The sequence below is a fragment of the Arthrobacter senegalensis genome (assembly GCF_059091765.1).
In genome coordinates this window covers 618,442-638,123 of sequence record NZ_JBNHGZ010000002.1, presented here as the reverse complement: position 1 = coordinate 638,123, position 19,682 = coordinate 618,442, and the positions used below count along the sequence as shown (strand labels likewise).

Genomic DNA, 19,682 nt, shown 5'->3' with positions numbered 1-19,682 from the left:
TTCGCGGCCTCGCCCTCCTCGACGTTCTCCCCGACGCCGGGCGGCTCAGCGCTCCCGGACAACGCGTTCCTCGTCCCAGACCGGGGTTTCGCTCTCGTAGACCCGGCCGTCGGAGCCGAACACCAGGAACCGGTCGAAGCTGCGCGCGAACCAGCGGTCGTGGGTGACGGCCAGCACCGTGCCTTCGAACGCGTCGATGGCCCGCTCCAACGCCTCCGCGGAGTGCAGGTCCAGGTTGTCGGTCGGCTCGTCGAGCAGCAGCAAGGTGGCGCCCGAAAGTTCCAGCAACAGGATCTGCAGCCGGGCCTGCTGCCCGCCGGAGAGCGAGTCGTACAGCTGTTCCGCCTGCCGGGCCAGGCCGTAGCGGTCCAGGACGGCGGCCGCGGCCTCGCGTCCCAGGCCGGAGCGGTGGTCGTCGCCGCGGTGCAGGATGTCCACCAGGGAACGGCCCAGCAGGTCGGGGCGGATGTGGGTCTGGGCAAAGAAGCCGGGACGGATCCTGGCCCCTAGCTTGACGGTGCCGGCGTGCGGCACGTGGGCGATCCGGACCTCGGAGACCGGCAGGTGCTCTTTCTCCGGGTCGGTGCCGCCGCCGGCGAGCAGGCGCAGGAAGTGGGACTTGCCGGAACCGTTGGAGCCCAGCACCCCCACCCGGTCGCCGAACCAGATCTCGGTGCTGAACGGCTTCATCAGGCCGGTCAGCTCCAGCTTGGTGGCCACCACCGCCCGTTTGGCCGTCCGCCCGCCCTTGAGCCGCATCTGCACGTTCTGTTCGATCGGCACGGCCTCCGGCGGCCCGGCCTCCAGGAACTTCTCCAGCCGGGTCTGGGCGGCGTGGTACCGATTGGCCATGTCGGAGCGGAACGCGGCCTTGTTCTTGTACATGTTCACCAGCTCCTTGAGCTTGGCGTGCTCCTCGTCCCACCGCTTGCGCAGTTCTTCGAAGCGGGCGTTGCGGTCGTCCCGGGCCTGCAGGTAGCTCTCGAAGCCGCCGCCGTGGACCCAGGCGGTGGCGCCAAGGGCGCCGGGTTCGAGCGTGACGATCCTGGTGGCGGCATTGGCCAACAGTTCACGGTCGTGGCTGACGAACAGCACCGACTTCCGCGATTCCCGCAGCTTCTCCTCCAGCCAGCGCTTGCCGGGCACGTCCAGATAGTTGTCCGGTTCGTCCAGCAGCAGCAACTCGTCCGGGCCGGCGAAGAGCGCTTCCAGCACCAGGCGCTTTTGTTCACCGCCGGACAGGGTCGATGCGGTGCGGTGCTGCGCGCGGTCGAAGGGCACGCCCAGGGCGGCCGAGGTGACCTCGTCCCAGACGGTCTCCTGCTCGTAGCCGCCGGCGTCGCCCCAGTCCGCAAGCGCCTGCGCGTACCGCATCTGGGTGGGCTCGTCGTCGCGCTCCATCATGGCCAGTTCGGCTTCATCCACTGCTCGTGCCGCGGCGGCGAGGGCCGGCGGGGCGGCGCCGACCAGAAGGTCGCGTACCGTGGTCCCGTCCCGGACCTGGCCGACGAACTGCCGCATGATGCCCATGGCGCCGGAGCGTGCCACGGCGCCTTCGTCCGGAGCGATGTCGCCGGCGATGATCCGCAGCAGGGTGGTTTTGCCGGTGCCGTTGGGTCCGATCAGCGCGGTTTTGGCACCGTCGCCGACCTTGAAGCCGACGCCGTTGAGCAGCTGGCGGCCGTCGGAAAGGAAATATGCGATGTTGGAGACGTCGAGATGGGCCACGGATCCAGTCTGTCATGGTCGCAGACATACGAAATGGCCCAAAGTCAGGCCTCCCCATTAGCCAACTCACTTCGAGCCATTTCGTGTGCGGCATCGGATCCACCGCCCTAAGGCATGTCCCCCCAACTCGGATCCGGGGTGCCGCCGCCTCCGGTGTGGTCTCCCGTTCCGGTTGCTGACACCTTCAATCATGGTCCCGGCGGCTTCCGTTTGCCAGATCAATCCACCCTAGTTAGGAAAACCTAGGGTGTGCCGCTGCGCCAACCCTGGCGCGGGTCAGTCCTGCCGGTCCAACACGGCCGCCAATTCCTTGCGGGACGCAATCCCGAGCTTGGCGAACGACCGGGACAGGTGCCACTCCACCGCCTTGATGGTGATGAACAGTTCGGCCGCGATCTTGCGGTTCGTGAGTCCCCTGGCCGCCAGGGAGCAGACCCGGTACTCGGCCGGCGTCAGCCGGTCGGCCTTGTTCTCGGCGATCAGCGGCAGGTGAAGATCCTGCTGCGCGAGCAGGCGGGTCATGCGCCGGGCCACCGCGGCGGCCCCGATCCGGTTCCCCAGGACCAGCGCCTTGCGGGCCGCCGCCAGCGCTTCCGTCCTGAACACCGACAGCGCGTCGCCCCGCGCGGGCTGCAGGCAGATCTCGGCCAGGTCGGCCAGGGCCAGCGCCAACTGGTAGCGGCCCTCGTGGGCTTCGAGCAGCGAGATGGCTTCGCGCAGCACGACGACGGCGCTCGGCCCGGGCTGCGCCAGCGCGGCGGCCCGCAGCACGGTGCCGGTCAGGCGCGGAGCACCGAAGGAACGGACCTCTTGGAGCAGGTCGGCGGCAACCGCGGAGGCGTATTCGGTCTGCCCGGCACGGGCGGCCGATTCGATGGCACTGCGCGTCCACAGGTTCAATGTCGGGCCCAGGCCGGCGTCGAGGTCCATGGCGGTGGCGAAGTATTCCAGCGCCAGCTGGTGGTCGCCGTGTCCGGCGGCCACCACTCCGTGCAGCTGGAGCGCCATCGCCTGGACCAGCGGCACGCGTTCTTCCGCCAGCGGGACCCGTTTGAGCAGGGCGTCGGCGGCGGCCAGGTCGTTCCGGGCAAGATAGACCTCGGCCAGCGTCACGCAGGCTACCTCCAGGTACGTCCGCCAGCCGGTGTCTGCCGCCTGCATGCTCGTTTCCAGGTCCATCTGGGCCAGCCGCAGCCGCCCCCGGTTCAAGTGGATGGCGCCGCGGCAGTAGGTCAAGGTGGCGTTCGCCATCGGCGAGGAGTTGGCCCGCGCCTCCGCGATGGCCGCGTCCAGCAGCTCCAGGGCCGCGGCGTCCTGTTCCGAGCCGTTGAGCGCACCGGTCGCGTAGTTGATGATGTTGGATTCCGCGCCGACCTCCGCCAGCAGTTTTCCGCCGGCGCACGCCCGCAGGGCCAGTTCCCCGCTGCGTTTGGCATCGGTTCCGGTCACGGTCAGGCGCAGCGCCTCCTGCACCAGCAACAGCCGGTCGCTCGGGCCGTCCCGGGCCGGGTCCTGCACCAGGATGCTCGCCAGCTCCTGACGGTACTCCTCCGAGAACTGCAGCTGCTGGAACCCCGCCCCTGTTGCCAGCGCAACCACCCGCCGCCTGAGCTCGGTGTGCGGGTCGCCGTCGTTGTCCAGTTCGCTCAGGGCCTGGCTGTAGTAACGCGAACTTTCCTCTATCCGGTTGATCGAATACCGTGCCTCGGCGAACTCCAGCAGCAGCTCCACGCGCGCCCGGGTGCCGTGGGTCATGGCCAGCGCCCGCCGTCCCAGCACCTCCGCCTGCGTGAGGTGGCCGGCGGCCTGATGGGCCAGCGACGCTTCAATCGCGATCCGGCGCTGCAGATCCGGCGCCAGCCCGTTCTCCGCCATGGCCCGTTCGATGAGCCGGACGGCGAGTTCCGCTGCGCCGATCCGGCGGGCTCCCCCGGCGGCATCAAGCAGGACTTCGGCCGAGGCAGGGTCGGCGCCCGGTTTGGTGGCCAGAAGGTGGCCCGCCACCACGGCGCTTTCGCTGCCCTGTGCGGTCAGGGCGGCAGCCGCCCGGCCGTGCAGTTCGGCCTGCCGTTCGGGCTCCAGCGCGGCGAGCACCGCTTCGGCCACCAGGGCATGCTGGATCCGCGGGCGCGGAAGCAGGGCGCTGAAGAACCGCGCGGCGGCAAGGCGTTTCAACACCCGGGTCAGGTCGGCCGGCGGCAGCCCCGTCATACGCGCCAAGAGCTGGTGGCTTGCGTCCTCCCCGAGGACGACGACGGCGTCCAGCACCGCCCGCTCGGCCGCCGAGAGCCGGTCGAGGCGGTCTTGGAGCACCGCGGCTTCCGCCTGGGCCTTACCGGTTCCGGCGGCATCGAGACCTGCCCCCGCGCCGCCCTCCAGGAGCTCGTGGACGTAGAACGGCGTTCCCCCGGCCGCCGCATGGATGCGTGCCGCCACGACGTGGTCCGCGGCGGGCCTCCGGCTGGCCGTCCACTCGGTCACGGCCTGGCGGTCCAGCGGTTGCAGCGGCCAGTGCACGCGGCCGTCGGCGCGGGAGGCACTGCCCCGGGCACCGCCGTCGTCGGCCCCCAGCAGCAAGGAGTCCGCCAGGATCCCGTCGCCGCGCTCGGCGCCCCGGCCGGTTCGCACCCCGCGCAGCAGCAGCAAAGGGACGTCGATCAGCAGGCCCGCCATGTCCGACAGCGACTGGAGCGAGAGTTCGTCGAGCCACTGGGCGTCGTCCACCACGGCGGCCACAGGTCCCTCCTGGGCCAGCGAACGCAGGACCCAGGAGGCGGAATAGGTCAGGGCGTCCTTGTGCAGCGGACCGCCCGCGTAGGTCAGGAAGGAATGCAGCACCCGGCCCTGCCCGTCGAAGGGCGGGCCGTGGTCCGGCACCTGCTGGGCCAGCGGCGCGAACCACTGCCAGAACATGGATCCGGGCAGCGAACGGCGGGCGGCGCCGGCCGCCCGCAGCAGTTTCCAGCCGCGCGCGGAGGCCTCGGCGCACACCGTCTCCAGCAGGGATGTCTTGCCGATTCCGGACGGGCCGCTGACGGTCAGTTCGATGCTGCGGCCGGATTCCACGGCAGTGGCGAGGTCGCGCCACTGCGCCACCTCCCGGTCACGCCCAAACAGCCGTGTTTGTGCCACTCCTTGATCCTAGGACGCCGGAGGAAGAAATTCGACGTTTCAGCGCGGCTCTTCGGCCACGCAGCGGTTGTGCAATTCGCCGATTCCCTCGATCCTCGTCACCAGCCGCGCCCCGGCGGGAATCCACTCGCGCGGTTTCCGGGCCAGTCCCACGCCGGCCGGGGTGCCGGTGGCCAGCAGGTCACCGGGTTCCAGGGTCATGAACTGGCTGACGTAGGACACCAGTTGCGCGCAGGAGAAGATCAGGTCCGACGTGTTGCCCGACTGCTTGGACACGCCGTCCAGCTCGCATTCCACCGCCAGCCCCGCCTCCGGATCCAGCTCGTCTGCCGTGACGACGACCGGGCCCACCGGAGTCATCCGGTCCCAGTTCTTGCCCTGGAACCATTCCGAGGTGCGGCCTTGCCAGTCACGGACGGAGACGTCGTTCATCACCGTGTAGCCGGCGATCGCGTCCCGCGCGGCGGCGTCGTCGGCGTACCGGATCCGGGAACCGATCACCACGGTCAGCTCGGCCTCCCAGTCGATCTTCGTGCTGGCCGCGGGCAGCACCACGTCGTCCACCGGGCCGACCAGCGCGTTCGGGTACTTGGTGAAGATGGTGGGGTATTTGGGAACCTCCTGGCCCACTTCTTCGGCGTGCGCGTAATAGTTCAGGCCGGCGCAGAGGATCTTGCCCGGATGCAGGATCGGCATGTCCAGCTCCGACGCCGCCGGCGCAGGGCCCCGCTCGCCGGGCAGGGTCCGCCAGTCCCCACCCCTTAGCAGTTCGCCGACATCCCTGGCCGGCAGGTAGTCGGTGGCACCGCCATCCTGCCGGAACGCCTGCGTGGTCCCGTTCCGCCGTACTGTCCCCAGACGCATCTGTACCTCCTTGCGGCAGCCGTGCACCGCCGTCGTGATGTTGTCAGGCCCTGGCAGCAGGGCCTCCTTGCACGATATATGGTGGGGCGCGCCGCACGGGGAGCGCTCAGAGGTTCCTCTCGGACTGGCGCTCCGATGCTCCGCCTGCTTCCTCGGGCAGTTCGGAGACCGGCACCAGAACCGTGTCGTGGATCATCCAGTGCAGATCGATGCAGCCGTCCCGCGCCTCTTCGAGGACATCGACCGCGGGGACACGTCCGTCGCGGGGGACGACGAAGGCCTCAACGTGCAGCACGTGGCCCTGGTCGCGGACACGCGAGCCCGCTTCTTCTACCCATTCCAGTTGGCGCAGATAATCATCGATGCGTTCGATCAGCGGGTGGGGCTCCGAGTCGTCGAATGTGGTGGCCCGGGTGTCCATCAGGTCGGTGACGGAGCTCCGCATGTTTTTGTAGCCGTCGCGCAGAATTCCCCCGGCGATGAACAGCGCGGCGGCGGCATCGGCCCACCACAGACCGATTCCGATGCCGGCGACCCCGACGATGGAGCCGGCGGCGGTCTTCCAGTCCGCCTTGTTCATGTCCGCATCCGCATAGAGGACCTTGTCATGCAGCTGCTCGGCGAGCTTTTCCTTGGCCCGGCCGAGCAGGACCGGAGGGACGGCGGTCGCTGCCATGACGGCGATCATGAGCCAGCCGAGCCAGATGGTGTGGCCGAGCAGCTGGACCGATCCGATGGGCGGGTGCTCCCCCTTCAGCAGGCCCATGCCTGAGTCGACGACCAGGAAAGCGCCCATGGTGCAGAGGGCCACCGCGGCCACCAGATGCGCGATCCCGGTCGACCGGTGGTACCCGTAGGGGTACTTCCGGTTGGGGGGCCGGTTAATGATCTTCATCGCCAGCAGGAACGCAATGGGAGGGGCGAGGGAGAGCATGTCTTCGATCCAAGCCGCCTTCATCGCCTGCGAATTACCCATAACCAAAAAGACCAGCGTGACCGACACGGCCAGGACCGCGATGGTGATCCACTGGATCCTGATGGCCCGCCGAAGGGCCTTTTCCTGCTCATCGGGCAGCTCGGTGCGGCCGAATTTGGTATTCATCCCTGTTCCTTCCGATCAAGAAGAAACTTTTCCAGTTCCCGCAGGAAGGCGTTTTCGCCCATCTTCGACGCCATGACGTATTCTTCCTTGCCTCCGTCGGGGGCCCGGCCCTCGGCGTAGGGCTGGGTCAGGGCTGCCTTGTCCGACCAGGGCGACTTTTTCGTCAGGCCGCCGATGACAAGGTCAAGTTCGCCGCGTTCCAGCTGCCCTATCAGGGATTCCTCGCCGGCCGCCGCCCATTCGATGGTCGCGTCGCGGGTCGCCGCGAATTGCCTCACCAGGTCCGCCTCGGAGCCCGTGGGCTCCGCGCCGTCCCGGATTTCCGTCCAGGGCGGGTTGTGCGAGACACCCACCCTAAGAGTTCCGCCGCTGATGCGGTCCAAGGTCCCTTCCGGGTCCGCAGGCACCTGCAGCCCGCAGGAGGTCATCAGCAGCATGACCAGCACCGCAAAGGCCGCCTTGGAAAAATTGTTCAGCATACTTCAGGACCATAGCTAAACCGGCGGCGTTTTGGGGAAGCCCGGGTCCGCCCGAGCAGGCGGGCTACCGGCCCTCGCGGCACCACTCGAGCAGGCGCTCCACCGGCCAGGTCGTGATAATCCGTTCGGCCGGGACGCCGTTTGCGGCCGCCCGTTCGGCTCCGTAGTGGAGGAAATCGAGCTGCCCCGGCGCGTGGGCGTCGCTGTCGATGCTGAACAGGCAGCCGGCGTCGAGGGCCAGTTGGATGAGCTCGTCCGGAGGGTCCTGCCGCTCGGGCCGGGAGTTGATTTCGACGGCGACGTTGTTCGCCGCGCAGGCTGCGAACACTCGCCCGGCGTCGAACTCCGACTGCGGGCGCGTTCCCCGTGATCCCTTGACCAGCCGCCCGGTGCAGTGGCCCAGCACGTTGGTGCGCGGGTTCTCGATGGCGCCCAGCATCCTGCGCGTCATGGTGCCCCGGTCCGACCGCAGCTTCGAATGCACACTGGCGACCACCACGTCCAACCGGTCGAGCATCTCCGGTGACTGGTCCAGTTCGCCGCTCTCCAGGATGTCGGCTTCGATCCCGGTCAGCACCCGGAAGCCGTCCGCTGAAGCGTTAAGCTCCGCGACCAGCTCAAGCTGCCGGGCCAGCCGCTCCGCGCTGAGGCCGTTGGCGACCGTGAGGTTGGGCGAGTGGTCGGTCAGGGCAAGGTAGTCGCGGCCGAGCCAGCGGGCGGCATCGGCCATGGCTTCCGGCGGCGAGCCGCCGTCGGACCAGTCGCTGTGGCTGTGCAGATCGCCGCGGAGGGCCTGGTGCAGCTCGCGGCCGCCCTCGGCCAGAGGCGCGGCGGCGCGCTCCCGCACCTTCGCCAGATAGTCGGGGACCTCGCCGTCGACCGCCTGCTGGATCACCACGAAGGTGCTGGCACCGATCCCCTTCATGCTCTTTAACCGGCCGGTGCGCGCCCGCTCGGCCAGGTCGGCGGGCTCCAGCCCGCCGGCGACGGCGGCCGCCCGCCGGAACGCCTGCACTTTGTACGTGGGCGCGAGTTCACGCTCCAGCCAGAAGGCGATTTCGTTCAGGGCCGCGACAGGATCCATGGGACCATCTTCCACCGGCACCGCCCGCTGTTCCATGGCTTAGGGCCTCAGGGACGGTACAGCGAGACCGAATTGCTCCCGCAGGGCCAGCTCGGCGGCGCGGTAGCCGGCCATGCCGTGCACGCCGGGGCCGGGCGGCGTCCCGGCCGAGCACAAATAGACGCCGTGCAGCGGGGTCTGCCAGGGCTTCCGGCTCAGCACCGGGCGCGCCGCGAGCTGCGGCAGGCTGACGGCCCCGGTGCCGAAGTCGCCGCCGACGTAGTTGGGATTGTAGGCCTCGTAGTCGGCCGCGGACATGCTGGCCGAATCCACCACCAGGTCGGTGAAGCCGGGGGCGGCGCGTTCCAGCGCAGCGGTGATGACCGGCTCCATGTCCCGGGTGGAACCGCCCGGGACATGGCAATAGGTCCAGAGCACGTGCCGCCCGGCGGGCGCCCGGGACGGATCGACCACGGCGGGCTGCGCCGTCAGGATCACCGGGTCTTCCGAGTGCCGGCCGCGGGCAATGTCCCGTTCCGAGGCTGCCATCTGTTCCCGTGTGCCGCCCAGATGAACGGTGCCGGCCAGGCGCAGGTCCGGATGGGCCCACGGAACCGGTCCGGACAGGATGTAGTCGACCTTGGCCGCGCCCGGTCCGTAGCGGAAGCGCTGCAGGGCGCGCGCATAGCGGGACGGGAGCCGGCCACCGGCCAGCCGCAGGAGTTCCGTGGGCGAGGTATCCAGCATCACCGCCTCGGCGTCGGTCAGCTCGGCGAGCGACGCGACCCGGTGCCCGGTCTCGAGCCGGCCGCCGTGGGCCTGCAGGTCCTCGACCATGGCCTCGATGATGGCCTGCGAGCCCCGGGCGGGCAGGGGGAAGCCCACGGCATGGGCGAGCGCGCCAAGCATCAACCCCGCGCCCGCGGAGGAGAGGCGGCGCACCCCGCCGGGGGTGTGCGCGGCGACGCCGGTCAGCAGCGCCGGTGCGAACTGTTCCTTAAAGCGAAGGTTCCATGCGGGAGAGCCCTGCTCCAGGGTGCGGAGCCCGTAGCGGAAGGCCGTCACCGGGCTCGCGGGCACCTGGAGGAGCTGGTCCATGGTGAACTCCAGCAGCGCGTCGGTCCGCGCGACGAGCGGTTCCATCAACTGCCGGTACGCGCCGCCGTCGGCTCCCAGCCCGGCCACGGTCCGGTCGAGGTCGCGGTGGGCCACCGCCGCGGCGGCCCCGTCGATCACCTGGCCGTAGGAAACCTCCGGCACCAGCAGTTCGATCCGCTGGTCCAGCCCGAAGTCCCGGAAAAACGGCGAGGCCGCGGCCATCGGATGGACCGCGGAACAGACGTCGTGCCAGTGGCCCGGCTCCATCAATTCCACGGTGCGGGAGCCCCCGCCGGGCGTGGCTGCCGCCTCGAAGACCGTGACTCCGAGGCCCGCCCGCGCCACGATCACGGCCGCCGCCAACCCGTTCGGTCCGGCGCCGACTACCGCTACGTCCGTCACGTTGGATCTCCTTCCCGCTGGGGCTTCAACCTTGTGGCCTGCGCCGCCTCACCGGCAAGGCCTGGCCGGGTCGAGGGCCGCCGCACGGCATCTATGCCCGATGAAGAATGTTCGGCCCGCCCGTTCCCCGCGGCGGCCGCCGGTCCGGCGCCCCTCCCCGGGGCGCCACCCGGCAGACCCAGCGTGAACTTGTCCGGCGCGCCGTCGTAGTCCCCGCCCTGCGGGTCGTCGGTGTCCACGCGGCGGACCGGATCATGCTCCGGCAGCCAGATGCCGCGGACAACCTTCCCCGCTATGTATGCCGTTGCTGCTATATGTGCGATGACGGCGAGCACGTAGTACGGCGTGTCCAGGTTGCGTGCCGCTTCGCCGCCGCTCGTCACCTGGCCCAGGTGCATCCAGGTGGCCCACCAGTGCATCGCCTCGAAGAACTGCCAGATCAGGAAGTCGCGCCAGCGGGGATGGGCCAGCACGGCCAGCGGGACCAGCCACACCACGAACTGCGGCGAGTAGACCTTGTTGGTGAGCACGAAGGCGGCCACCACGAGGAACACCAGCGACGCCATCCGCGGGCGCCGCGGCGCCGTCCAGGCCAGGAGCGCGATGCCCGCGCAGGCGGCCGCGAACAGCAGGAGGGAGGCGGCGTTGATGATTTCGGGGCTGAGGACGGGCAGTTGCTGCCGCTGCGCTGTCAGGTTGTAGGCGTACCAGAGGGACGAATAACCGGCTTCGCGCTGCCGGCTGTAGTCCAGGAAGTGGAACCAGCCGCCGAGGTCGCGCAGCATGAACGGCAGATTGACCGCCACCCATGCCGCGGCCGCCGCCAGCCCGGCCCGGGCCAGGGGGCGGTACCTGCCGGTCCGCACCGCCAGCAGCAGGATGGGACCGAGGATCAGCACCGGATACACCTTGAACGCGGCGCCGAGACCGACCAGCGCGCCGGCCAGGACCGGGCGGCGCCGGGCGAAGGCGAGCATCGAAAGCGCCGCCAGCATTGCCGCCCAGAGATCCCAGTTGATCGTCCCGGCGAGCACGATGCCCGGTGCCAGCGCCACCATCGCCGCGTCCCAGGGCCGCCGGTGGCTCATCCGCGCCGTCGCGATGACGGTGACCAGCCAGACCACGGCCACCAGGGTGGCGTTGATATCGAAATAGGCCAGGGCCCGCTCCGGAGACGTGCCCTCGCCGGGAACCAGCCACGCCGTGGCCCCGGCCACCAGTCCCAGCAGCACGGGGTACTCGAAGGAGCTTCCCGCGGTGACGAACGGCATCACGCCGCCGGCAAGCCCGCGGGACTCGAAGAGCACCGGCCAGTCCGAGTAGCAGCCCATGTAGAAATAGTCCGGCAGCTCCCACCCGGCCAGCCGGCACGGCGTCTTGACCAGGACGGAAAGCAGCGCCGCGAGCGTGGTCAAGATGATCAGCACCCGCTCCACGGTGAAAAATCCGGGCGACACCAGGCCCGGGGCGCTGTGCCGGCCCAACGGACCGCCCACCATTTCGGTGAACTGCTTCAGGAACGGGTCGTTGCGGCTGGGCACCACGATGCGCAGCGGCGTGCGGCGCGAAGAGCGGGACCCGGGCATGGTCCAAGACTACTGTCGGCGGCCCACCGGCCACAGATCCGGGCCCGGGCGGCAGGTTACCCGTTTCGTCCGCTGCTGCACGCCTTCCCGTAACCTGGTCCACCCCGGGCCGTTACCGGTGCTTCCTACCGTGGCTCCAATGAGTTACATCGATCCCCGGGAAGTCCTGGTCGTCATCCCGGCCCGCGGCGGTTCCAAGGGAATCCCGTTCAAGAACCTGACGCCCGTGGCCGGCCGGAGCCTGGTGGCCCGCGCCATCGACAGTGCGTTGGCGGCCCCGTCGGTGACCGACGTCGTCGTCAGCACAGACCATCCCGACATCGCGGCCGAAGCCGAAGGCTGCGGCGCCCGCGTCGTCATCCGCCCCGCGGAGCTCTCCGGAGACACCGCCAGCAGCGAATCCGCCGTGCTCCACGTGCTCTCCACGCTGCCCCGGCAGCCAGCGGTCACCGTCCTGCTGCAGTGCACCTCGCCGTTCATCGAGCCGGAGCACCTGGACGGGGCCGTCCTTCACGTGCTGGAGGGCCGGGCCGACGTCGCCTTCTCCGTCACCGAGAGCCACGCGTTCCATTGGTCGCTTGACGACGACGGCGCCGTCACCGCCATCGGGCACCGCGCCGACGTGCGGCCCCGCCGCCAGGACCGCCGGCCGCAGTACCGCGAAACAGGCGCGTTCTACGCCATGCGCACCGAGGGCTTCCTCGACCGCGGGCACCGCTTCTTCGGGCGGCTGAAGCTGCAGGAAGTGCCCGCCGGGCAGGCCGTCGAAATCGACTCGCCCGAAGACCTGGCCGTGGTCCGGGCACTGGCCGGCCTGGACCGCGCCGCGGCGGGCGCCGCGGAGGCCGGCGCCGTCGACGTTGACGCCCTGGTGATGGACTTCGACGGCGTCCACACCGACGACCACGCCTTCGTGAACTCCGAGGGCGAAGAGTTTGTCCGCGTCAGCCGCGAGGACGGCATGGGAATCTCCCGGCTGCGCAGCACCGGAATTCCGCAACTGATTTTGTCCACCGAACGCAACAAGGTGGTCAGCGCCCGGGCCGGGAAACTCGGCATCGACGTCCTCCAGGACGTCTCGGACAAGGCCGGAGCGGTCCGCCAATGGATGGCCGTGAACCGGTTGGACCCTGACCGGGTTGCCTACGTGGGCAACGACGTCAACGACCTGCCCGCCATGGGCGTCGTTGGTTGGCCGGTGGCTGTGGGCGACGCCCGCGCCGAGGTCAAGGCCGCGGCACGGACCGTGCTGCAGCATCACGGCGGTGAGGGCGCGGTCCGCGAGATCTGCGAACTCATCCTCGCCGCCCACAGCGGTGCCGGCGGCTCGCGCCGCCTTCAACAAGCCACCACAGCAACAACCAGAGAGAGTGCACAGATGACTACCGAAGCTACCGTTTCCGTCAATGTTCCCGCCGGTTCCCCGGCGCCCGTCGCGATTGGCGACGTGCAGGTCGGTGCCGGCCAGCCGGTTTACGTGATCGGCGAGATCGGCATCAACCACAACGGCGACATCGAGATCGCCAAGCAGCTGATCGACGTCGCCGCCGAGGCCGGCGCGAACGCGGTGAAGTTCCAGAAGCGCACCCCGGAAATCTCCACCCCCGCGGACATGCGGGACAAGATGCGCTCCACCCCGTGGGGCGAGATGACCTACCTGGACTACCGGTACCGGGTCGAGTTCGACATGCCGATCTACCAGAAGCTCATCTCCCACGCCGCCGACCGGGGCCTGCACTGCTTCGCCTCGCCGTGGGACGTGCCCTCGGTCGCGTTCATGGAGGAAGCCGGCGCGCTGACCCACAAGGTCGCCTCCGCCTCCGTGACCGACCTTGAACTGCTCACCGCGCTGCGCGAGACCGGCAAGCCGGTGATCCTGTCCACCGGCATGTCCACGATCGAGCAGATCGACAAAGCCGTGGAGGTTCTGGGCACGGACAAGCTGATCCTGATGCACGCCACCTCCACCTACCCGCTGCCGCCGGAAGAGGCGAACCTGCGGATGATCACCACGCTGCAGGAGCGCTACCAGGTGCCGGTGGGCTACTCCGGGCACGAACGCGGCCTGCAGATCTCGCTGGCCGCCGTGGCCCTGGGCGCGGTGACGGTGGAACGGCACATCACCCTGGACCGGACCATGTGGGGCTCGGACCAGGCCTCCTCGCTGGAGCCGAAGGGCTTTGAGGCGCTGATCCGCGACATCCGGATCCTGGAAGAAGCCATGGGCGACGGCGTCAAGCGCGTCTTCCCGGGCGAGCTGGCGCCGCTGTCCCGCCTGCGCCGGGTGGACGGCTAAGCACACGCCATGAACCAGCCATTACTGAGTGTCATCATCCCGGCGAAAGACCAGGCCCCTTTCATCCGCGACGCGATGACCAGCCTGACCCGCCAGTTCGATGATCCCTCGGTCATGGAAATCATCGTCGTCGATGACGGTTCCACCGACGGGACCGGGGAGCTGGCCGCCGCCTTCACCGGCCGGCTCCCCGGCCTGCACATCCTTCAAAACGACGCCCCGACCGGCCTGGCAGCGGCCCGCAACAAGGGGCTGGACGCCGCCACGGGACGCTACATCGCCTTCCTTGACCCGGATGACTGGTACGCGCCCGGCCACCTGTCCCGCATCACGGCGGAAATCAGGGAGCTGGGGGTGGACTTCCTGCGGGTGGACCACGTGCGGCACGCCGGGGGAATCCGGACCATTCACCGGGCGCCGCAGGCCGTGCGCGGGGTCGCCCACGATCCCCGCCAGGACATCGGACCCATGGACGCCTCGTCCATGGTGGACTACCCGTTCGCGCCCTTCGGCATCTTCGACGGCGCGCTGAGGGAGGCCGGGCTGCTGCACTTTGTGGACGGCCTGCATACCGCCGAGGACCGTCCCTGGATCTGGCGCCTGCACCTGGAGGCAACCTCCTACGCGGTTTCGGACCAGTTGGGTGCCTTCTACCGCCGCGGCGTCGCGACGTCCCTGAGCCAGATCTTCGACCGCCGGCAATTGGATTTCCTGCGCAGCTACGCCGAGGTCTTCCGGCTGGTGGCCGAGGACCGCGAGGCAGACCGCTTCCGGCCGAAGGCGATCCGGCAATTCCTGGCCATCGCCTGCCATCACCTCGATCGGTCGGAGAAGATGACCAGGGCCGTCCGCCGCGAACTGACGTCCGGGATCCGGGCCGTTGTGGCCGGCCTCCCGGCCCCCGCCGTCGGCAGCTGTTTGGCGGGCATGGACAAGAACCGGCGCCAAAAACTGGAATCAGCGATCGGACCACTGCAGTGAAAGAACTTTTCGTCGTCTCGACCCTCTACCAGGTCGTCTCGCTGGCGGCGGCCGTCGACGACGGGACCGTGCCGGCCACCGGTGCCGAACGCATCCTGGTATTGACCAACAACGCCTTGATTCCGGAAATCACCGTCCCGTTCCACGAATCCCCGGGCTTCACCGAAGCCGCCCGCAGGTTCGACCGCGTGGTGGACCTCAGCGAACTGCTCTGGCCCCGCCGACCGGGACAGTTCAATCCCCGCGAACAAGACCTGGATCTGTGGCAAAGGCTGCTGCGCTCGGAATGGGACCTGGGCAGCGACCCGGTCCATCTCTACGTCGAGTCCATCCAGGTCAACCCCGCGATTGCCCTGGCCCGGACCTTCGCCCAGGCCGCCGTCTCGGTTCACTCGGACGGCCTGATGAGCTACGGACCCACCCGGAACCCCGTCCCACTGGCCGTGGCCCAGCGGCTCGATTCCCTGCTGTACGTGGACCTCGTCCCCGGGCTGCGCCCGCAGTTGCTGCGCGAGCATGAACCCAAGCTGCTGCCGGTGGATCCGGCCTCCCTGCGCCGCGCGATGGAGGAGTTGGACCGGTCGGTGCCGCCCCTGGTGATTCCGGCGTCCCAGCCCGGTGCCGCCGCCGGCAGCGCGCTGCTGCTCGGCCAATACCTGTCCGAGCTCGGGATCCTGTCGGCCGAGGAAGAAGTGACGCTGCACCGAGGGATGATCGAAAAGGCCCTGGAGCGGGGGATCCGGCACTGCATCTTCAAGCCCCATCCCAACGCCGGACCGGCAGCCCTGCGCTCCGTCCAGTCGGCGGCGGTGGACCTCGGGGTACGGCTGGAGATCCTGGAGTCCCCGGTACCTGCGGAAGTGGTGATGCAGCGCCTGCAGCCCCGGCTGGTGGTCAGCTGTTTCTCCACCGCCCTCATGACCGCCAGGTACCTGTTCGGCATCGACGCGGCGGCCGTAGGAACCGAACTGCTGCTGGAGCGCCTGACCCCGTACGAAAACAGCAACCGCGTGCCGGTCACCATCATCGACGCAATCCTGGAACGGAACTTCCACGCCCCGGACCAGGAGGGGGCAGACACTCCCCCTGCCGGCCGCCTGCAGCAACTGGTCGACGCCGTCTCCTACTGCATGCAGGCCGATACGCTGGCAGCAGGCCGCCCGGGCGCGGAAACGTATCTGCAGCACATTCAGGACGGACCCCACATGCGCTACTTCAAGCGGCGGCGGCTGACCAAGCTTCAACTGCCGGGCGGATTGCCGGCTGCCGTGGCCGCCCGCCCGCTGGCCAAAGTCGGGCGGCTGGGCCGGCGTGCGGTCCGCAAGCTCCGGTCCCGGGGAGCATCGTGAGGCGGGCGCCATGACGGAAACGGCGATCACCGCGGCCTTCCTTCCCCAGCTGGGACCGGCGGCGGACGGTTATCCGACCCGTCCACCCGTCGGGTCCAAGACGCAGCGCGGGCGCCGGAGCGAACTGGTGCGCCCCCGCTTTGGCCGGGCCGCCGTTTGGGCCGAGTCCCCGTTGCAGTTGCTCAGCGCCGTCGAGGCGCACGGTGCCGGCCTGCTCGGCCGGGACACGCTCATCTACCCGCGCAGCGATGCGGTCGGCATGGACAGCACCCTGCGGTCGCTGATGGAACAAGTGCCAAGCGGCGTCCGGTTCGCGCCGCCGGCGGCCACCCTCCCGGCGGTGCGCAATAGCAAGCTCGACCGCTGGGTCACCGGCGATGCCTACTCCGGCAAGGTCCAGGCGGAACTGTTGCGCGGCGTGGGCGCGGACGAACTGGTCATCGTGGACGACGGCCTGGCGACGCTGAGCCTGCTGCACATGCTCGTCAGCGTGCGGCCCGTCCCGCTGATCCGGCCGCGGGCTGTGCCGACCGCCCGCCGCAAGGCGCTGGGCCTGGCCACCTGGTGGACCCTGCGGAGGATGGCCGGCCAGGGCCGGCTGCTGGTATTCACGGCCTTGACCGTGCAGCCGGCAGTGGAGAAGAAGTTCCGGGCCCTCGGTGGGCATCTGGAACGGCACCGCTTCGAGTGGCTGGGCACCCAGCCGGTCACCGAGAACATCAGTGAGCCGACCATCGTGGTGGGCTCGGCGATGCCCGCCGACGGGTTGATCCGGGCGGAGCCCTATGTGGAGTGGGTCCGGTCGCTGACCGACGATGGCCCGGTGGCGTATTTCCCGCACCGCCGCGAACGACCGGAACTCCTCGGCGCCTTGGCGAAGCATCCGCTGATCAGCGTCAAGCAGCACACCATTCCGGTGGAAATGCGCCTGCGAGGCCTCCGGCCCGGGCAGGCAGTCCGCGCCCTGCCCTCCACGGTGCTGGCCTCGCTGCGCCTGATCCTGACCCCTTCCGGCGTGCCGCTGAAGGGGCAGCCGGTACCGGACGACTGGTGGCTGCCCGGGACGACGGTAGAACTGCGCCGGCACCTGAGCAGCTCCCTGCGGGACGGAGGCGAGCGATGAACCCGGAGCAGTGGCAACCCGCCGCGCCCGCGGCCGACGGGCGGCAAACGGTCCGGCCCTTCCGTCTGCTGGCAGTCGCCGACAGCGACTCCTACCTGAAGTTCGCCTGCGCCACGCTGGAGTCCGTCGGCGCCGGGTGGGAGCGCGAGGTGCTGCTGGTGCGCTCCCCCATCCTTCCGACCTTGGAACAGACCCAGGCGGCCACCGCCGGGACCTTCCTGGCCGGCAAGGCACCGCGGGTGATCCCCGCCTCCGGCCTGCGGGCCGCACTGGCCGGCGCCGACGTCGTGCTCGCGGCAGCCACCGGGCCCATCGTGGAAGAAATCTTCACCCAGGCGTCCCGGATGCCGCGGCGGCCCGCCCTGGTGTCCGCGCTGCCGGGAGTGGCCTTCCCGGCCACCCGGAAGGCGCTGAACTACCGGGCGCTCGGGGACGCGTTCATCACCCACAGCCACGCCGAGTGCCGGGCGTTCAGCGACTTGGCCGACGCCATGGGGCTGCAGCAGCGGATCCTGGTGTCGCGGCTGCCGTTCCTGGCCTCCGCCGGGCGCCCGGAGCCACAGCAGAAGCCGCTGGACTCGGTGGTGTTCGCGCCGCAGGCCAAGGTTCCGGTGGAGCGGGAGCAGCGCGTCGCGATCCTGCAGGCCCTCGCGGCGTTGGCCAGGCGCCGGCCGGACCTGTCGGTGCGGGTGAAGCTGCGGGCCTGGGCGGGCGAGCCGCAGACGCACACCGAGCAGTACCCGTTCGACCAGTTGTGGTCTGACCTGGTGGCGGCGCGGGCGGTGGCCGGACACGAACTGAAGTTCTGCACCGGCCCCATGTCGGACCAGCTCACCCCGGGAGCGGCCATGGTGACCGTCAGCTCCACCGCGGCCCTGGAAGCGCTCGACGCCGGCCTGCCGGTGCTCATCCTGGACGACTTCGGACTCTCCGAGCAGATGTTGAACAAGGTGTTCGACGGGTCCGGGCTGGTCGGCAACCTGAAGGACCTGGTGGCAGGCCGGTTCGGGCATCCCGACCCGCGCTGGTTGCGGGACAACTACTTCCACGCCCAGCCGGTGCGGCTGGGCGAAATGCTGGCCAACTTCGCGGCACGCGCCAGGGCCGGAAAGCTGGCGACCGATCCGGATCGCCTGGCCGCGGTGCAGCGGCGCAAGCTGCGCTCCAGGCTGCGCACGGTCCTGCCCGCGCCGGCCTTGAGGCTGGTGCGGAGGCTGCGCAACGCCCGTCGGCTGCCCGCCTGAGCGATTAACCCGCGCTGCGTACCGTCCCGGGAATGGGCGCGCCCGGCAATGTGTTGAAACACGGCGTAGACTGGATAGGCTGCCCGCCATCGGCGCGGCGGCCCTACAGAAGTGTTTCGAAGGAGAACCGTGGCAGAGAACCCCATCCGGGTAGCGATCGTCGGTGTTGGAAACTGTGCGGCCTCGCTGGTCCAGGGCGTCCACTACTATCGTGGCGCCGACCCGAGCGCAACGATCCCCGGACTGATGCACGTTGAGTTCGGCGCCTACCACGTCGACGACGTGCAGTTCGTCGCCGCATTCGACGTTGACGGCAAGAAGGTGGGGCTGGATCTCGCCGACGCGATCGGCGCCAGCGAGAACAACACCATTAAGATCGCCGACGTTCCGGCCACCGGCGTCAAGGTCCAGCGCGGCCACACGCTGGACGGCCTGGGCAAGTACTACCGCGAGACCATCGTCGAGTCCGACTACGAGCCGGTGGACATGGTCGCTGCCTTGCGCAAGGCCGAAGTGGACGTCATGGTCTGCTACCTGCCGGTCGGCTCCGAGAAGGCCGCCAAGTTCTACGCGCAGTGCGCCATCGACGCCGGCGTCGCCTTCGTTAATGCCCTTCCGGTCTTCATCGCCGGCACCCAGGAATGGGCCGACAAGTTCACCGCGGCCGGGGTTCCGATCGTCGGCGACGACATCAAGAGCCAGATCGGTGCCACCATCACCCACCGCGTGATGGCCAAGCTGTTCGAAGACCGCGGCGTGGTGCTGGACCGCACCTACCAGTTGAACGTCGGCGGCAACATGGACTTCAAGAACATGCTCGAGCGCGAGCGACTGGAATCCAAGAAGATTTCCAAGACCCAGGCCGTGACCTCCAACACCTCGGCCGTGCTCGGTGACGACGACGTGCACATCGGCCCCTCGGACTACGTGTCCTGGCTGGATGACCGCAAGTGGGCGTTCGTACGCCTCGAAGGCCGCAACTTCGGTGACGCCCCGGTCTCGCTTGAATACAAGCTCGAGGTCTGGGACTCCCCCAACTCGGCCGGCGTGATCATCGACGCCATTCGTGCCGCCAAGATCGCCCTGGACCGCGGGGTCGGCGGACCGATCCTCTCGGCGTCCAGCTACTTCATGAAGTCCCCGCCGGAGCAGTACGACGACGACACCGCCCGCGCGAAGGTCGAAGCCTTCATCCGCGGCGACTCCGACCGCTAAGACGCACCGCAAGAACCGGG

At 69.4% G+C, this 19,682-nt stretch carries 14 protein-coding genes and 1 pseudogene; 7 read left to right on the top strand and 8 right to left on the bottom strand.

Features of this window, described 5'->3' with window-relative positions; all coding sequences use genetic code 11:
- Nucleotides 1-45: 45 nt before the first annotated feature.
- The 8 genes from AC5RVG_RS08375 to AC5RVG_RS08340 form a co-directional block, all read right to left on the bottom strand.
- Nucleotides 46-1,728, bottom strand: a complete 1,683-nt coding sequence (locus tag AC5RVG_RS08375; protein WP_494013466.1) for an ABC-F family ATP-binding cassette domain-containing protein — start codon at nt 1,726-1,728, stop codon at nt 46-48.
- A gap of 276 nt (nt 1,729-2,004) precedes the next feature.
- A complete protein-coding gene (locus AC5RVG_RS08370; protein WP_494013465.1) occupies nt 2,005-4,860 on the bottom strand; it encodes a helix-turn-helix transcriptional regulator in 2,856 nt (951 codons plus the stop codon).
- 39 nt (nt 4,861-4,899) lie between these two features.
- Nucleotides 4,900-5,724, bottom strand: coding sequence for a fumarylacetoacetate hydrolase family protein (locus tag AC5RVG_RS08365; protein WP_494013464.1), 825 nt, complete (start codon nt 5,722-5,724; stop codon nt 4,900-4,902).
- Nucleotides 5,725-5,830: 106 nt separating this feature from the next.
- Entirely contained in the window at nt 5,831-6,826 is a 996-nt protein-coding gene (locus AC5RVG_RS08360) for a cation diffusion facilitator family transporter (protein WP_494013463.1), read from the bottom strand.
- Nucleotides 6,823-7,305, bottom strand: coding sequence for a transporter substrate-binding domain-containing protein (locus tag AC5RVG_RS08355; protein ID WP_494001175.1), 483 nt, complete (start codon nt 7,303-7,305; stop codon nt 6,823-6,825). The genes AC5RVG_RS08360 and AC5RVG_RS08355 overlap by 4 nt, the downstream gene beginning before the upstream one ends.
- A 64-nt stretch (nt 7,306-7,369) precedes the next feature.
- Nucleotides 7,370-8,389 (bottom strand): PHP domain-containing protein, encoded by a 1,020-nt coding sequence (locus AC5RVG_RS08350; protein WP_494013462.1) that lies wholly within the window; start codon nt 8,387-8,389, stop codon nt 7,370-7,372.
- A gap of 39 nt (nt 8,390-8,428) precedes the next feature.
- Nucleotides 8,429-9,868 (bottom strand): phytoene desaturase family protein, encoded by a 1,440-nt coding sequence (locus AC5RVG_RS08345; RefSeq protein WP_494013461.1) that lies wholly within the window; start codon nt 9,866-9,868, stop codon nt 8,429-8,431.
- A complete protein-coding gene (locus AC5RVG_RS08340; RefSeq protein WP_494013460.1) occupies nt 9,865-11,454 on the bottom strand; it encodes a glycosyltransferase family 87 protein in 1,590 nt (529 codons plus the stop codon). Before AC5RVG_RS08340 ends, AC5RVG_RS08345 begins: the two co-directional genes overlap by 4 nt.
- Between AC5RVG_RS08340 and AC5RVG_RS08335 the strand changes: the two are divergent.
- From AC5RVG_RS08335 to AC5RVG_RS08305, 7 genes and pseudogenes are all read left to right on the top strand, one after another.
- Nucleotides 11,414-12,718 (top strand): annotated as a pseudogene (locus AC5RVG_RS08335) (cytidylyltransferase domain-containing protein); the annotation flags it as partial. The gene AC5RVG_RS08340 and the pseudogene AC5RVG_RS08335 overlap by 41 nt on opposite strands.
- Before the next feature lie 114 nt (nt 12,719-12,832).
- Nucleotides 12,833-13,750 (top strand): N-acetylneuraminate synthase family protein, encoded by a 918-nt coding sequence (locus tag AC5RVG_RS08330; protein WP_493978367.1) that lies wholly within the window; start codon nt 12,833-12,835, stop codon nt 13,748-13,750.
- A gap of 9 nt (nt 13,751-13,759) precedes the next feature.
- Nucleotides 13,760-14,731, top strand: coding sequence for a glycosyltransferase family 2 protein (locus tag AC5RVG_RS08325; RefSeq protein WP_494013459.1), 972 nt, complete (start codon nt 13,760-13,762; stop codon nt 14,729-14,731).
- Nucleotides 14,728-16,080 (top strand): polysialyltransferase family glycosyltransferase, encoded by a 1,353-nt coding sequence (locus tag AC5RVG_RS08320; protein WP_494013458.1) that lies wholly within the window; start codon nt 14,728-14,730, stop codon nt 16,078-16,080. Before AC5RVG_RS08325 ends, AC5RVG_RS08320 begins: the two co-directional genes overlap by 4 nt.
- A gap of 10 nt (nt 16,081-16,090) precedes the next feature.
- Nucleotides 16,091-17,203 carry a hypothetical protein gene (locus AC5RVG_RS08315; RefSeq protein ID WP_494013457.1) on the top strand — a complete coding sequence of 371 codons (1,113 nt, stop codon included), beginning with the start codon at nt 16,091-16,093 and terminating at the stop codon, nt 17,201-17,203.
- Complete coding sequence (locus tag AC5RVG_RS08310; protein WP_494013456.1) at nt 17,200-18,447, top strand: DUF6716 putative glycosyltransferase; 1,248 nt, start codon at nt 17,200-17,202, stop codon at nt 18,445-18,447. The genes AC5RVG_RS08315 and AC5RVG_RS08310 overlap by 4 nt, the downstream gene beginning before the upstream one ends.
- A 129-nt stretch (nt 18,448-18,576) precedes the next feature.
- Nucleotides 18,577-19,662: an inositol-3-phosphate synthase gene (locus AC5RVG_RS08305; protein ID WP_494013455.1), complete on the top strand. Its 1,086-nt coding sequence runs from the start codon at nt 18,577-18,579 to the stop codon at nt 19,660-19,662.
- Nucleotides 19,663-19,682: the final 20 nt, after the last annotated feature.